The sequence below is a fragment of the Pseudomonas sp. PSB11 genome, assembly GCF_014596605.1.
In the GTDB taxonomy this organism is placed as follows: domain Bacteria; phylum Pseudomonadota; class Gammaproteobacteria; order Pseudomonadales; family Pseudomonadaceae; genus Aquipseudomonas; species Aquipseudomonas umsongensis.
The window spans coordinates 1-14186 of record NZ_NOIO01000018.1 but is presented as its reverse complement, the minus strand read 5'-3'; the positions used below and the strand labels follow the sequence as shown (position 1 = coordinate 14186).

At 61.7% G+C, this 14186-nt stretch carries 13 protein-coding genes; 6 read left to right on the top strand and 7 right to left on the bottom strand.

Annotated features, from left to right (window positions below; translation table 11 throughout):
* Nucleotides 1-29 precede the first annotated feature (29 nt).
* A complete protein-coding gene (locus CGA21_RS19660) occupies nucleotides 30-815 on the bottom strand; it encodes a molybdopterin-dependent oxidoreductase (protein WP_188264846.1) in 786 nt (261 codons plus the stop codon).
* Nucleotides 812-1429, bottom strand: a complete 618-nt coding sequence (locus tag CGA21_RS19655; RefSeq protein ID WP_110750837.1) for a cytochrome b/b6 domain-containing protein — start codon at nucleotides 1427-1429, stop codon at nucleotides 812-814. Before CGA21_RS19655 ends, CGA21_RS19660 begins: the two co-directional genes overlap by 4 nt.
* A 252-nt stretch (nucleotides 1430-1681) precedes the next feature.
* Here CGA21_RS19655 and CGA21_RS19650 point away from each other — a divergent pair, with 252 nt between their 5' ends.
* Nucleotides 1682-2623, top strand: coding sequence for a class I SAM-dependent methyltransferase (locus CGA21_RS19650; protein ID WP_110750839.1), 942 nt, complete (start codon nucleotides 1682-1684; stop codon nucleotides 2621-2623).
* Here CGA21_RS19650 and CGA21_RS19645 read toward each other — a convergent pair.
* On the bottom strand, nucleotides 2607-3383 hold the full coding sequence (locus CGA21_RS19645; protein WP_110750841.1) for a helix-turn-helix transcriptional regulator: 777 nt from the start codon (nucleotides 3381-3383) through the stop codon (nucleotides 2607-2609). The genes CGA21_RS19650 and CGA21_RS19645 overlap by 17 nt on opposite strands.
* Nucleotides 3384-3494: 111 nt before the next feature.
* Between CGA21_RS19645 and CGA21_RS19640 the strand changes: the two genes are divergently transcribed.
* Both CGA21_RS19640 and CGA21_RS19635 read left to right on the top strand, forming a co-directional pair.
* A complete protein-coding gene (locus CGA21_RS19640; RefSeq protein WP_110750843.1) occupies nucleotides 3495-4598 on the top strand; it encodes a polyamine ABC transporter substrate-binding protein in 1104 nt (367 codons plus the stop codon).
* A gap of 165 nt (nucleotides 4599-4763) precedes the next feature.
* Complete coding sequence (locus CGA21_RS19635) at nucleotides 4764-5894, top strand: P1 family peptidase (protein ID WP_188264845.1); 1131 nt, start codon at nucleotides 4764-4766, stop codon at nucleotides 5892-5894.
* A gap of 385 nt (nucleotides 5895-6279) precedes the next feature.
* Here CGA21_RS19635 and CGA21_RS19630 read toward each other — a convergent pair whose 3' ends face one another.
* A complete protein-coding gene (locus CGA21_RS19630) occupies nucleotides 6280-6969 on the bottom strand; it encodes a GNAT family N-acetyltransferase (RefSeq protein ID WP_179053758.1) in 690 nt (229 codons plus the stop codon).
* Between the two features lie 207 nt (nucleotides 6970-7176).
* On the opposite strand from CGA21_RS19630, the gene paoA reads away from it, so the two are divergent.
* Genes paoA through paoC form a run of 3 tightly spaced genes read left to right on the top strand, consistent with a single transcriptional unit; the run spans nucleotide 7177 to nucleotide 10948 of the window.
* Nucleotides 7177-7800, top strand: a complete 624-nt coding sequence (gene paoA, locus CGA21_RS19625) for an aldehyde dehydrogenase iron-sulfur subunit PaoA (protein ID WP_179053764.1) — start codon at nucleotides 7177-7179, stop codon at nucleotides 7798-7800.
* A complete protein-coding gene (locus CGA21_RS19620; RefSeq protein ID WP_188264844.1) occupies nucleotides 7797-8753 on the top strand; it encodes an FAD binding domain-containing protein in 957 nt (318 codons plus the stop codon). The genes paoA and CGA21_RS19620 overlap by 4 nt, the downstream gene beginning before the upstream one ends.
* The gene (paoC, locus tag CGA21_RS19615; protein ID WP_188264843.1) at nucleotides 8750-10948 is read left to right on the top strand and encodes an aldehyde oxidoreductase molybdenum-binding subunit PaoC; all 2199 of its coding nucleotides are present in this window, start codon (nucleotides 8750-8752) and stop codon (nucleotides 10946-10948) included. Before CGA21_RS19620 ends, paoC begins: the two co-directional genes overlap by 4 nt.
* Nucleotides 10949-11101: 153 nt before the next feature.
* On the opposite strand, the gene CGA21_RS19610 is transcribed toward paoC, so the two are convergent.
* The 3 genes from CGA21_RS19610 to CGA21_RS19600 all read right to left on the bottom strand — a co-directional run bounded on the left by CGA21_RS19610 (nucleotide 11102) and on the right by CGA21_RS19600 (nucleotide 13548).
* A complete protein-coding gene (locus CGA21_RS19610; RefSeq protein ID WP_110750852.1) occupies nucleotides 11102-12154 on the bottom strand; it encodes a DUF2235 domain-containing protein in 1053 nt (350 codons plus the stop codon).
* A gap of 39 nt (nucleotides 12155-12193) precedes the next feature.
* Nucleotides 12194-12763, bottom strand: coding sequence for a YceI family protein (locus tag CGA21_RS19605; protein ID WP_188264842.1), 570 nt, complete (start codon nucleotides 12761-12763; stop codon nucleotides 12194-12196).
* A 125-nt stretch (nucleotides 12764-12888) separates the two neighbouring features.
* Nucleotides 12889-13548 (bottom strand): phosphoribosyltransferase, encoded by a 660-nt coding sequence (locus tag CGA21_RS19600; RefSeq protein WP_188264841.1) that lies wholly within the window; start codon nucleotides 13546-13548, stop codon nucleotides 12889-12891.
* Between the last annotated feature and the right edge of the window lie 638 nt (nucleotides 13549-14186).

Here is a 14186-nt window from a genome sequence, read left to right as displayed (position 1 = left end):
TGTGGACGAGGGGGATTGCCGGGGTTGCGTCAGCTGCCACCGAACCAGTTGTAGCCTTGGTCTTCCCAGTAGCCGCCGCTGTAGGTGTTGCTGACGAAAATCGCCTGGATGTGCTTGGGATTCTTGTAGCCGAGCTTGGTGGGCATGCGCAGTTTCATCGGGAAGCCGTATTCGCGCGGTAGCACAGCGCCGTCATAGGTCAGCGTCAACAGGGTTTGCGCATGCAGTGCGGTGGCCATGTCGATGCTGGTGTAGTAATCGTCGGCGCACTTGAAGCCGACGTATTTGGCGTCAGTATCGGCTCCGACCCGTTTCAGGAAGTCGCTGAAGCGCACACCGCCCCAACGACCGATCGCGCTCCAGCCTTCGACGCAGATATGCCGGGTGATCTGCTCCGTTTGCGCCATGGCGCGCAGCTCTTCGAGCCGCCAGGTGCGCTTGTCCGCCACCAGGCCGGTGACCTCCAGCCGATAGCTGTCCTCCTCCACCGTCGGCGCTTCGTCGATGCCGTAGAAGGCATTGAACGGAAATGGCCGGGTGATCATCGACGCCGGGTAGGTCGGCGCCATGGCATTGGGGTTGAACAGCCAGCCTTGCACCCGGTCGTTAAAGCGCGACATGGAGGACAACGCGGTCTCGACGCTGTCGTTGTCGGTGAGGTTGCAACCGGACAACATGGCCACGCCGCCGAGTGTCAGGCCACGCAGCAGGAACGAGCGGCGGGAGCGGTCTTCGATCTGCGGGGCGAGGATTTTACGCGCGTCGGTCAGGATGGATGACTCATCCAGCCCGACGTCTTGAATGGGCTTTTTCATATGGGCTCCTTGCGACCGACAATCATGGCCAACAGTGTTTTGGGAACCAGTGCCACCATCACCAGGTGGACCGCGACGAAGGCCACCAACAGCGCCATCGCGATGAAATGCACATGGCGCGCACCTTCGTAGCCCCAAAGCAATTCACGCAACAGCGGGAACTGCACCGACTTCCACAGCACCAGCCCGGAGATCACCAGCAGCGTGATATCGACCATCACGAACAGGTACGCCACACGCTGCACCTGGTTGTAGTGACTCAGGTCGGCATGCGCCAAGCGGCCCCGCAACGCGGCCCACAGGTCATGCAGCACGCCCTTGGGGGACACCGGGAAGAAGCGTCGTTTCAGGCGACCACTGATCAGGTTGATGAGCAGATACACGAGGCCGTTGAGGGCGAGAAACCACATCGCCGCGAAGTGCCATTGCAAGGCGCCGCCCAGCCAGCCCCCCAGGGTGATCGCCTTGGGAAAGCTGAAATCGTAGAGCGGCGAGGCGTTGTAGATGCGCCAGCCACTGGTCACCATCACCAGCACCGCCAGGGCGTTCAGCCAATGGGTGAGCCGCAGCCAGAGAGGATGGCTGGCCTTGGGTGAAGCAGTTGACTGCGACATGTCCGGCTCCCGGTTGTGGTTCGTTGGAGCCGAGTATGGGGGCCGGAAGATCGCCAAATCCTCACGTAAAGTTAAATTAAATGTGATAACTCACTATTCCCCCTCCCTGTAGGAGCTGCCGCAGGCTGCGATCTTTTGACTTTGCTTTTAAGATAAAAAGATCGCAGCCTGCGGCAGCTCCTACAGAGTCGCGCAATATTCGGGATGCAATTATGGTTAAATGCCGCCCCCTGAAATTGCCGACCCAGACCGATGAATCCTGAAGCCCTCGCCACCCTCCACGCGCATTTGTCGACCGCCCTGGCGGCGGCTCCCGCCGAAACCCGCCGCCTGTTCCACGGCCGTGGTCGCTGCTGGCCGGGGCTGGAGCAAGTGACCGTCGACTGGTTGCAGGGTGTGGTGCTGGTGGCGTTGTTCAAGGAACCCGAGCCTGCGCAACTGGACGCCTTGAAGCAGCTATTGCAGGAGCTCACGCAGTCAGCGGCATGGACGCAATCCGGCGCGCATACCTTGCTGCTGCAACACCGCTACCTGCTGCAAAGCACCACCGAATGGCTACTCGGGGACGTCATCGAGGAAATGACCATCACCGAGGGCGGCCTGAAGTATCGAGTGGACCTGGGGCGCAAGCAGAACACCGGGCTATTCCTCGACATGCGCTATGGTCGCGACTGGGTGCGGGCCAATGCCCAGGGCAAACGCGTGCTGAACCTGTTCGCCTACACCTGCGGCTTTTCGGTGGCGGCCATCGAAGGCGGCGCGGCCCACGTGGTCAACCTGGACATGTCCAGCCCCGCCCTGAGCCGCGGTCGCGACAATCACCGGCTCAACGGGCATGACCTGGGCAAGGTAACCTTTCTCGGTCACGACCTGTTCAAATCCTGGGGCAAAGTCATCGGCAAGGGCCCCTATGATCTGGTGATCATCGACCCGCCATCCTTCCAGAAAGGCAGTTTCCTGCTGACCAAGGACTACCAACGGGTGCTGCGTCGCCTGCCGGAACTGCTCGCCCCCCGAGGCACGGTGCTGGCCTGCATGAACGATCCGGCCTTCGGTGCGGACTTCCTCATCGACGGGGTGACCCGCGAAGCGCCGAGCCTGCGCTTTGAACGGCGGCTGGACAATCCGCCGGAGTTTCCGGATGCCGATGTAGAGTGTGGGTTGAAGGCGCTGGTGTTTACCCTGGCGGATTAAGCACCAAGGCAAACAACTCACCATGCCCGTTCACGTTGAGCTTGTGATAGAGATTGCGCCGATGCACCTTCACCGTCTCCGGGGAAATACCCATCCGCTGGGCGATGGCCTTGCTGGAGAAACCCTGGAGAATCAGGCGTGCGGTTTCGATTTCGCGCACCGACAAACGTGCATCGAAGCGATCGAGCAAGGTCGCCAGGTCCCCGGCTACGGCTTCGACCGCCTGGCCTTCCGGCGGTAGCAATTGCAGGTGCCGACGCATCGCCGCCAGCACCCAGTCGCGTACGCACAGCAGGCGTCCCTGCTCTTGCAGCGTGAAGCGTGTCGCGCGTCCGAGGGACAAACCGAGGACGGCGCCGTCGACGTTGACCATGAACTGCAATTCGTCCCCACCTACCACCGTGCGAAAGTAGCTCAGGTAGTACTCGCTTTGCTGAAACTGGTCCGGCGCCACCGAGTCGAGGCTGTGCAACCCATCGGCGATGCCGGCGCAGACGGCCAGGTAAAACGGGTCGAGCAAGTACATGCCGGCGCTGTAGTCCGCCAGTTCTTCATGCTCATCTCCGCTGCCCCTGGCGTCGAAATCGATCAGCAGGCGCGGCACCCGCCCTGGTTGCATCACCGCGACCAAGGCGTTGTCCAGCGGCACCAGCAAGCGCAGGGTGTCGACCAGCGCACGCCAGAATGCGTCCTGGCCCAACACGCCAAATACCCGCGCCAGTCCGTGGTGCAGCGGTAACTCTTTCAACAACGCGTCCACGCACTACCCCTTTTGAGTAACCCATCATGGGAATGGGTAACGGCCACCCCGATCGATACGCTGCAAACTCCTGATCATCACCGGCCTGCAGCAGGCCAGGAGTGCCGCATCATGATTGGTCACCGCTCGTATTTCAATCTGGGGCTGGGCGCCTGTCTGGTGGCTTCGCTATCAGCGGTTGCTGCCGATGGCCCCACCGTGCACGTGTACAACTGGTACGACTACATCGGCCCCAATACCCTGCATGACTTCAAGCGGGACACCGGTATCCAGCCGGTCTACGACACCTTCGACAGTGCCGAAGTCCTCGAAGGCAAACTGCTCACCAGCCGCAGCGGCTACGACGTGGTCGTGGCCAGCAACTTCAGTCTGCCAACCCTGATCAAGGCGGGCGCCCTCGCCCCTCTGCCCCGCGCCGAGATGCCCGATTTCAACAACATGGACACCGATCTGCTGGCGAAACTGGCCAACAACGATCCGGGCAACCAGTACGCCGTGCCGTATCTGTGGGGCACCAACGGCATTGGTTATAACGTGGACAAAGTGCGCGCCGTGCTGGGCGACAAGGCGCCGGTGGATTCCTGGGACCTGGTGTTCAAGGAAGAGAACCTGGCCAAACTTGGCGAATGCGGGGTGGCGATGCTCGACTCGCCCGCGGAAATGCTGCCGGTCGCCCTGCACTACCTGGGCCTGGCGCCCAACAGCACCAACCCTGAAGACTACAAAAAGGCCGAAGCGCTGCTGCTCAAGCTGCGGCCACATATCGCCTACTTCAATTCGTCGAAGTTCATCAGTGACCTGTCCAACGGCAACATCTGCGTCGCCGTGGGTTGGTCCGGCGCCATGCTCGAAGCCAAGGCCACCGCCGAGCAGGCCGGCAATGGCGTGAAGATCGCCTACAGCTTGCCCAAGGAAGGAGCACCAGTGTGGTTCGACACGCTGGTATTGCTCAAGGACGCACCGCATCCGCAACAAGGCCTGGCCTTCATCGACTACCTGATGCGCGCCGAGGTCATCGCCCCGGTCAGTAATCACCTCAACTACCCCAACGGCAACCGTAACGCGACAGCGCTGGTGGCCGAAGCGACGCGGACCAACCCGGCTGTTTATCCGTCGGCTGAAGCCATGGCCACCTTGTTCACCCTGCAACCCTTGCCGCCGGCCACCGAGCGTGTGCGCACGCGGATCTGGAGCAAGGTCAAGAACGGTCAGTAGCTGCACCACCGCCAATCCCTTGTGGGAGCGAGCCTGCTCGCGAAAGCGGAGTGTCAGTCGACATCAACCTTGCCTGATGCACCGCATTCGCGAGCAGGCTCGCTCCCACAGGTTCCGCGCCCGAACGATTTCCTTTTTGTCATTACCTTGAAGATGAGAACCCCCATGAAACCACGTGCCCGCGATCTCAACATCCAGTTTGGCCAGCTGCAGCCCGGTCCCCTCAACGCGATCACCGATGTACCCGGCGTGCGGGTCGGTCATAGCGATGTACGCGGTCGCACCGCCAAGGGTCGCGATATCGTCACCGGGGTGACCGTGATTGAGCCCCGTGCCGGTTCCACCAGCCAGCAACCGTGTTTTGCCGGGGTCCATGTGCTCAATGGCAACGGCGATGCCACGGGCCTTGAGTGGATTCGCGAAGCGGGTCTGTTGACCAGCCCGATCGCCTTTACCAACACCCATAGCCTGGGCGTGGTGCGCGATGCCTTGATCGTACTGGACCGTGAGCAGCAACCTGACGACGGGCGGCTCTACTGGAACATGCCGGTGGTGCTGGAGACCTACGACGGCTTGCTCAATGACATCAATGGCTTCCATGTGAAGCCCGAGCATGTCGCCCAAGCCCTGCACGCGGCGGTCGGCGGCCCTGTAGCCGAAGGCAATGTCGGCGGTGGTAGCGGCATGATCTGTCACGAGTTCAAGGGCGGCATCGGCACCGCTTCGCGACGCTTGAGCCGTGCCCAGGGTGGCTGGACGGTGGGCGCGATCGTCCAGGCCAACCATGGCATTCGCAATGAGTTGCGCGTCGATGGCTACCCGGTCGGGCGCTACATGGAACAGGTCGACTCACCGTTTCTCAAGGCGGCACTGCCGCACCCGGGCATGGGCTCGATCGTGGTGTGCCTGGCCACCGACGCGCCCTTGCTGCCGCACCAATGCACCCGCCTGGCCCAACGCGCCAGCCTCGGCCTGGCCCGCACCGGGGGCGGCAATGAAGACCACAGCGGCGACATCTTCATCGCGTTCGCCACCGGCAACCAGCATGTGCCGCCAGCGGCTTACGAGAGTAAAAAAGCGCCAACCTGCGATAACCTGAGCATGGTCAATAACGATCACATCAGCGAATTGTTCCTGGCGGCCACCGAGGCTGTCGAAGAAGCCATCATCAACGCCTTGCTCGCAGCCGAAACGACGGAAGGTAACGGCCACGCGGCGCCGGGGCTGGATGCCGAAACGCTGCTCAAGGCCCTGAACCAGGCCGGTTGGCCCGGGAAGGACAATCGCAGAAGCTGACACTTGTGGGGGGATTCGACTAGTGGTACTTGAGACCGCCCCCCCAACTTCCTACGATGGAGTTGCGCAATCGCTTGCTTGTCCAAGCCGTTGCGTAGGTGGTGAGTGCACTGAACCCCTATCAAGCTCACCGCCTGCTTCATGCGCATCTTGAGCCTCAAGGGCTCTACTTCTCCCCATCAAAGAGCTTTGAGGCTCTTTTTTAACTGCGCGAAAACCAGACCTGAAAAAGCCCGGCACCTGGCCGGGCTTTGTGCATTCTGATACCCATCGCAAATCACCCTGTAGGAGCGAGCATGCTCGCGATGGCTTCAAGGACAACGCGTTTCCCCAGGCAGCACGCGTCATCGTTAACGTCCATCACGAGCATGCTCGCTCCTACAGGTTATCCGCGTTGCTCCAATCGCTCGCGCACGAACTCGCTGGCCTTGCGCGTCAACTGGTCCAGATGCCGGTCCCGCTGTTTCTCGGCATCGAGCATCGCCCGCTTGCCGTGCTTTTGCAGCAGGTAGGTATGAATCTGCCGCACCTCCAGTGAGCTGTAGATGGGCGCCACATCCAGCAACGCCCTCAAGCCGTCGCTGCCATGATCACGGGTGTTCATCAGCACCTGGGTGGCACGCACGCCCACCACCTCGAAGCCCATCGACTCAAAGTACGGCACCTTCGCCACTGCGCACGCCAGTTCGGCATGCGGGTAACGACCGACCATCTCGCGCAGCATCCTGCGTGCAATCCCCTGTCGGCGATGACCGGCATCCACGGCCATATAGGCCACGCTGCATGCGTCGGGATCGTCCTTGACCGGCAGGTACAACAGGAAACCTGCGACCTTGTCCGGATCATCCAGATCCGTGGCGACGATCAACTCCACCTCAATGCCTTTCGTCCCGTTCAAGGCCTCCAGATACAGATGCACTTCGTAGCCGATCGCGTACTGGTAGACGTTGTACAACAGGTTGCTCGGCGCGATGGCGACCATGCTGATGTCGGTCAGGTTGTCGACCACCATCTGCAGGATCTGGCTGTTGACCGACTCAGGGCACGGGGTTTTGTAGTGGGTGATCTGGGGCATTGCGGGGATTGACTCCGGGGAATGGGCGCGACTGCCTATCATAGCGTGCCGGACCGCGTTACTCGCCTGTCTTGATCGATTCATGAGCCACACCCATGACTCTAGCGTTGAAAACCGCTAAAACTTTTCGCTGATCGCGCAGGTCAGTCAATGGATGAGGGCTGTTATCGCCAATCAACCATAGGAAACGCACCGATGCTCGACGTCATGACGATTTCCCGACGAGAACTCCTGATCGTGGGCGTGGTAACCGCAGCGGCCGTGATCCTGCCTCCGTTCATTTCTGCACAGGCTTCGGCCGCCAACGCGGCGCAGCCGGTCAAGACCAAACTGTCGATCTGGGTGAACGATGCTCGGCAGGAAATGGAGTTTGACACCCGCACCACCCTGCTCGACCTGTTGCGCGAACACCTGCAGCTCACCGGCACCAAGAAGGGTTGCGACCACGGCCAATGTGGCGCTTGCACGGTCATTGTCGACGGCCGGCGCATCAATTCCTGCCTGACGCTGGCAGTGATGCACGAAGGTGCGAAAGTCACCACCATCGAAGGGCTCGGAACGCCGGACCAGCTGCATCCGATGCAGGCGGCGTTCATCAAGCATGACGGCTATCAATGCGGATATTGCACGCCGGGGCAAATCTGCTCGGCAGTCGCGGTGCTGGGTGAAATCCGCGACGGCATTCCCAGCCACGCCAGCCCGAATCTCACCGAACCACCCAGGCTGATCGCCAGCGAACTCCAGGAACGCATGAGCGGCAACATCTGCCGCTGCGGTGCGTACTCCAACATCATCGCGGCGATCACCGAAGTCGCGGAGGCCAGCGCATGAGACCCTTTAACTATCTGCGTGCGCAGTCGCCGGCCGAAGCCGCGTCGCTCTCTGCACAGGTCCATGGCTCGCGATTCATTGCGGGCGGCACCAACCTGTTGGACCTGATGAAACTGGACATCGAGACGCCGACGCAACTGATCGACGTCAACCACCTGGCACTGGATCGCATCGAAGCCACGCCCGAAGGTGGCTTGAGAATCGGTGCGCTGGTCAGGAACACCGACCTGGCCGCCGACCCGCGCATCAGGAAAGATTATGCGGTACTCGCGCGCGCCCTCCTCGCTGGCGCCTCTGGCCAGCTGCGCAACATGGCCACGACCGCCGGCAACCTGCTGCAACGCACCCGCTGCCCGTACTTCTACGACACCCATCAGGCCTGCAACAAGCGCCAGCCCGGCAGTGGCTGCGCCGCCATCGGCGGATTCAGTCGGCAACTGGGCATCATCGGTGTCAGCGATGCCTGCATTGCCACCCATCCCAGCGACATGGCCGTGGCCATGCGCGCACTCGATGCCCAGGTTGAAACGGTTCGACCCGACGGCACGACACGCGTCATTGCCATCACCGACCTGCATCGATTGCCCGGCAATACGCCGAATATCGAAACCGCCCTGGCGCCCCACGAGTTGATTACCGCCGTGACGTTGCCGGCGCCGATTGGCGGCACGCACATTTACCAGAAAGTCCGGGACCGCGCCTCCTACGCATTCGCCCTTGTCTCGGTGGCCGCGGTGATCCAGCAGGACGGCTCCGGCCGCGTGGCCCTGGGCGGCGTCGCGCCCAAGCCGTGGCGCGTAGAGAGCGCAGAAACAGCGATGGCCAAAGGCGCAAAAGCGCTCTCGGAACAACTACTGGCCGGCGCCACCCCCACCCATGAAAACGCCTTCAAACTGACACTGGTCGAGCGCACGCTCGCTTCGGTAATGGCGCAAGCGAGGGCCCAGGCATGAAATTCGACACCCCGGCCACCACCAACCCCATCGACCAAGGCAAGTTCATCGGCCAGCCCACCCCGCGCATCGAAGGGCCGCTGAAAACCACTGGCCAAGCGCCCTACGCCTACGAACACCATGACGCCGTGCCGAACCAGGCCTATGGCGTGGTGGTCGGTTCAGCCATTGCCAAGGGGCGCATCGCTACGATGAACCTTGCGCCCGCCGAGTCGTCGCCCGGGGTGATCGCCATCGTCACCGCCGCCAATGCCGGCAAGCTCGGCCAGGGCAAATACAACACCGCCAGGTTGCTCGGCGGGCCAGAGATCCAGCACTACCACCAGGCCGTGGCCCTGGTGGTCGCCGAAACCTTCGAACAGGCACGCGCCGCCGCAGAACGGCTGGAGATTACCTACACAAGCACAGACGGTGCATTCGATCTGGCCAGCTCACGCGGCTCAGCGGTGGAACCCAAGGAGCAGATGGAAGACACCCTGCATGGGGATTTTGAAACGGCGTTCGCGGCGGCACCGGTGCAACTGGACGCCACCTACACCACGCCTGACCAGGCCCACGCGATGATGGAACCCATGGCCTCGATGGCCGCCTGGGACGGCGACCGCCTGACCCTGTGGACCTCGAACCAGATGATTGACTGGTCGGTCGCCGACCTGGCGACCACCTTGGGCATACCGAAGAAAAATGTGCGCCTGATCTCGCCGTACATCGGCGGCGGGTTCGGCGGCAAACTGTTTATCCGCGCCGACGCGCTCCTGGCCGCCCTGGGGGCGCGCATGGCCGGCAGACCGGTCAAAGTGGCGCTGGCCCGGCCGCTGATCTTCAACAATTGCACCCACCGCCCCGCGACCATCCAACGCCTGCGCATCGGTGCCGGCAGCGACGGCAAGATCAGCGCCATGGCCCACGAAGGCTGGTCCGGTGACTTGCCAGGCGGCAAGGTGGAACTTGCCGCGCAACCCAGCAAACTGCTGTACGCCGGGGAAAATCGTCGCGTGACCATGCGCCTGTCGACACTCGACCTGCCTGAAGGCAACGCCATGCGCGCACCGGGTGAAACGCCGGGCATGATGGCGCTGGAAATTGCCATGGACGAAATGGCCGAGAAGCTGAAACTCGACCCCGTGGAATTTCGCATCCTCAATGATACCCAGGTCGATCCCACGAAACCGGATCGGCCCTTTTCCCAGCGCCACCTGGTCGAATGCCTGCGCACCGGTGCCGAGCGTTTTGGCTGGGGCCAACGGCACACGCAACCGGCCACCCAGCGCGAAGGTCGCTGGTTGATCGGAATGGGGGTTGCCGTGGCCTTTCGCAATAACCTGCTGGTGAAGTCCGGTGCTCGAGTCCGCCTGAATGATCAGGGAATCGTCACCGTGGAAACCGACATGACCGATATCGGCACCGGCAGCTACACGATCATTGCCCAGACAGCCGCAGAAATGCTGGGCGCCAGCCTGGACAACGTGGTCGTGCGCCTGGGCGATTCGAGCTTTCCCGTTTCGGCGGGCTCCGGTGGGCAGTTTGGCGGCAACTGCTCGACGGCGGGGGTGTATGCCGCCTGCGTCAAGCTGCGTGAGGCCGTTGCGCAACGCCTGGGGGTGAAGGTCAACGAAGCGCAATTCACCGATGGCGAAGTGCGCGCGGGTGGTAAAAGCGTGCCGTTGCGCGATGCGGCGAAGTCGGGCGAAATCGTCGCCGAAGACAGCATTGAATTCGGCGAGCTGAGCAAGCAGTACCAGCAATCGACCTTCGGCGCGCACTTCGTCGAAGTCGCGGTCGACAGCGCCACCGGGGAAACCCGCGTGCGCCGCATGCTGGCGGTGTGCGCGGCCGGGCGCATTCTCAACCCGACATCGGCCCGCAGCCAGGTGATTGGCGCGATGACCATGGGCGTCGGCGCGGCGCTGATGGAGGACCTGGTGGTGGACAAACGCCTGGGCTTTTTCGTCAATCATGACCTGGCCGGGTACGAGGTGCCGGTGCATGCCGACATCCCCCACCAGGAGGTGATTTTTCTCGATGAGACCGACCCGATGTCCTCGCCGATGAAAGCCAAGGGGGTTGGCGAGCTGGGTATTTGCGGGGTCAGTGCCGCCATCGCCAATGCGGTGTACAACGCCACGGGGATTCGGGTGCGCGACTACCCGATCACGCTGGACAAGCTGCTGGATAAGCTGCCGCCGATGATTTAAGCGCCAGGATCAGGGCGCCGGGGCACCGGCGCGAATCCGCAGGCCACATCGCCAGCGAGCTTTGTGGGTGCTGGCCTGCCGGCGATGGCCGCCACTGGATGCACCGGCAGACCATGCACCCTTCCCGCTGGCAATCGAAGCCGAGTGGGCGGGTCAGCTGATTTTATTCACCGGCAGATAAGTGCCCGTCAAATGCACATCGACATGATTTTTCGGCCGATAATTCGCGATCGTGATCACCCGTTGCTGCACGGTGTCATCAATGCATTCCTGACCGAACGGGGTCTTGCCGATCGGCCGGAAATAGCGCGCGTTCAACAGTCGATAGGTGCCCCCCAGGAAGTCCTGATAGGAGTCGGTGATCTCCGGAAGCGCATTCGGTGGCCGGGGGATTTTTTTTGGATTGAGCTCCAGTCCGCATTCCATCGCCTTGTTCGCCATCCAGCGTAATGGAATGTCGGACAGCGAGTTATCGGCATAACCGCCCCCCACATTGGCGTGCGCGCCGCAGAACCAGACCTGCTCCATCACCTGATTGGGCTTGGCAATCGGGTCCCATAACGTGCATTCGTAATTGGCCCGATGTTCGTCGATGGCGACGGCATGGAAGGCATTGCGCACAATCCCGCTGAGCTCGGTGTCGTGAAACTCATAGTACTTGTGGTTGAACCACTCGGCCGACTTGAACGGAACACCCAAGGCGCCGACCGTGTCCCAGACACCCAGGAAATGGATATCGATTTCCCGGGAGTAACTCTGGCGGAAGAACCTGGCGTTTTCCGTATCCGCGCTCGAATCACGGGTGCGGTACAGGGTGTAGGCCTCATCGATACGGTCGATGTGTTTTTTCGTCAGCAGCCCGACGTTGCGGATCAGCCCCACCAGGCTACGCGCTGAGTAGGCACCGCGGCTGAAACCGAAAATGAACACCTGGTCGCCCTCCTCGTACTGCTTGGCCAGGGCGATATAGCCATCCTTGATCTTCTTCGACAGCCCGACGCCAAAGGCCCCGCCCTCGAGCTTGTCGTACCAGTCTGTACCCACCCCCGCGACATAGATTTTCTTCTGCACCGTGCCGTCCTTGTGGCTGGGGAGGATCGCGTCATGCAACTTGACCACGTTGGTGCTGGCGTCGCCATCGATCTCCGGCGCCTGATCAGGCAGGTTCCAGGTGCCGTCGAATGCGACGATGATTTTCTTTGGCATATTCATCTCCCGTCACTGTTCACTACCCCCGCACGCTCGCTAGCGCTGTGGCGCGACCATGCGAAACTGGATATTGATTTCGTTGGAAACAAAACTGTCGGCCCACTCACCTTCCCCGATCTTGAAGTCATTGCGCTTGAGCGTCAGCTCGCCGACGAAGATCCCGACCCCGCCCTCGGCCTTGAGCAGGACCGGCACATCCACCTTGCGCGTCAAGCCTCGCAGCGTCAGATTGCCGGTAATCAGGTAGCGGTCATTGCCGAAATCCTTGATGCGCGTTGATTCGAAGGTCGCCTGCGGATAGCGCTCGGTGTCGAACCAGGCAGGCTTTAGCAGTTCGGTATTGGCGTCTTCACTACCGGCGTCGATGCTGGTCAGATCGATGGTCAGATGGGCGCGGGCGGCCTCGGGGTTTTTCGTATCGAATTCAAGGTCCCCGACGAACTGGCTGAACGTGCCGTAGACCCTCGACCCCGCCTGATTGTAGGTGAAGCTGATGGTGCTGGCCTTGGGGTTCACATCTGAGTACTCAACGGCGTCAGCCTGCGCAGCAACGCCCAACGCAAACAGGACGACCAGGATCGAGAACCGCAGGAATCGAGAGTTCATGAAACACTCCGGGCCGGGGCGCCCTCATGGGCAAGTGTCGAACACACGCTAGCCAGCAACAGGAGGACTAAAGCAAAGAACGGCCGTCAATTCCACTGGCCGCAAGGATTTGTAACCACTCGTCCCTAGATTGCCCACGCCCGTTGCAACAACCCGATGACCTCGGCATCCGACGTCTGGGAAAAATCCATGTACCAATGCCCGATCGACATGAACCAGTCGGGCATGGTCGGGCAGATCAACTCATCCACTTCACGGCGCAACGCCTGGACCGTTTCAACCGGCGCCACCGGCACCGCCACCACGAGGCGCGCTGGCGCCTGTACTCGCACCGCTTGTACTGCCGCCAACATCGAGGCCCCTGTCGCCAACCCGTCGTCGACCAGAATCACCACCTGGTCCTTGAGCTGCACCGGCGTCCGCGTGCCTCGATAAACCCGTTCGCGACGCGAGAGCTCTTGGGTTTCCCGGGCGACCACAGCCTGGAACGCGGCTTTTTCAATGGGGTGAGCCCGCAGCGCCTGTTCATTACGAATTTCGATACCGCCACTGGCAATGGCGCCCATGGCGTACTCCGGGTGGGACGGAACACCCAGCTTGCGCACCAGCATCAGGTCCAGGCGCACGCCGAGCGCCGTGGCCACTTCATAGGCCACAGGCACGCCGCCCCGGGGCAAGGCCAGGACGATTACATCGGCGCGATGGGCATAGGGGAGCAGCGGCTCCACCAAGCGTCGACCGGCGTCGATGCGGTCGCGCAGGATGGATTGCGATGACTGATTCATTTGAAAACCTCCCCGGGCGATCAACACCTGTCGGTTCGCATCACATCATCAATTGTCGGTTCGACGGTGACGGTCAGCAAGCTTGAACACGAGGACAATGCTCAACCGCAATTCCTTGTGGGAGCGAGCCTGCTCGCGAAGACGGCCTGACAGCCGATCCATCTCTCACGGCTGCACCGATCCACTGTAGGAGCCAGGCTTGCCGGCGAAGGCGGCCTCACAGCCGACTTTTCTCCTTCAGGTGTACATATCCATTCCTGCGGTAACGGCCACTTACGGTTTCGCTTTTACAGCGAGTCACTTGGAAAAGCCCCAAGTAACCAAGGGCTCTTGCCCCTGGCGTTCGGCCCCTCGCTGAGGCTCGGGGTACCCTCGCTCCGGTCCTGCTCCGTGGGTCGCCGCGATGGGCCATCCTTGGCCCAGCGCGGCTAAACCGGCATCCTTGCCGGTTTACCCACTGCGCAGAACCTCCACTCGGCCTCTCGATATAGGTTGTCCGTTCCTTTCCTCCTCCATACTTCGGTGTCTGGAAGTCAGTTTTGATCAGGGAAGGAACATGCACCTGTGGGCTACGAATATGCCTCTCAAGCACGTGATGATTACCCCCTCACTTTCGAGCCCCCAGGTGCGCTTGCGCC

Excerpts from the sequence above, each read along its gene's own strand:
- CGA21_RS19660 (WP_188264846.1), bottom strand. The coding sequence starts at position 815 with ATGAAAAAGCCCATTCAAGACGTCGGGCTGGATGAGTCATCCATCCTG.
- CGA21_RS19655 (WP_110750837.1), bottom strand. The coding sequence starts at position 1,429 with ATGTCGCAGTCAACTGCTTCACCCAAGGCCAGCCATCCTCTCTGGCTG.
- CGA21_RS19650 (WP_110750839.1), top strand. The coding sequence starts at position 1,682 with ATGAATCCTGAAGCCCTCGCCACCCTCCACGCGCATTTGTCGACCGCC.
- CGA21_RS19640 (WP_110750843.1), top strand. The coding sequence starts at position 3,495 with ATGATTGGTCACCGCTCGTATTTCAATCTGGGGCTGGGCGCCTGTCTG.
- CGA21_RS19635 (WP_188264845.1), top strand. The coding sequence starts at position 4,764 with ATGAAACCACGTGCCCGCGATCTCAACATCCAGTTTGGCCAGCTGCAG.
- CGA21_RS19630 (WP_179053758.1), bottom strand. The coding sequence starts at position 6,969 with ATGCCCCAGATCACCCACTACAAAACCCCGTGCCCTGAGTCGGTCAAC.
- paoA (WP_179053764.1), top strand. The coding sequence starts at position 7,177 with ATGACGATTTCCCGACGAGAACTCCTGATCGTGGGCGTGGTAACCGCA.
- CGA21_RS19620 (WP_188264844.1), top strand. The coding sequence starts at position 7,797 with ATGAGACCCTTTAACTATCTGCGTGCGCAGTCGCCGGCCGAAGCCGCG.
- paoC (WP_188264843.1), top strand. The coding sequence starts at position 8,750 with ATGAAATTCGACACCCCGGCCACCACCAACCCCATCGACCAAGGCAAG.
- CGA21_RS19610 (WP_110750852.1), bottom strand. The coding sequence starts at position 12,154 with ATGCCAAAGAAAATCATCGTCGCATTCGACGGCACCTGGAACCTGCCT.
- CGA21_RS19605 (WP_188264842.1), bottom strand. The coding sequence starts at position 12,763 with ATGAACTCTCGATTCCTGCGGTTCTCGATCCTGGTCGTCCTGTTTGCG.
- CGA21_RS19600 (WP_188264841.1), bottom strand. The coding sequence starts at position 13,548 with ATGAATCAGTCATCGCAATCCATCCTGCGCGACCGCATCGACGCCGGT.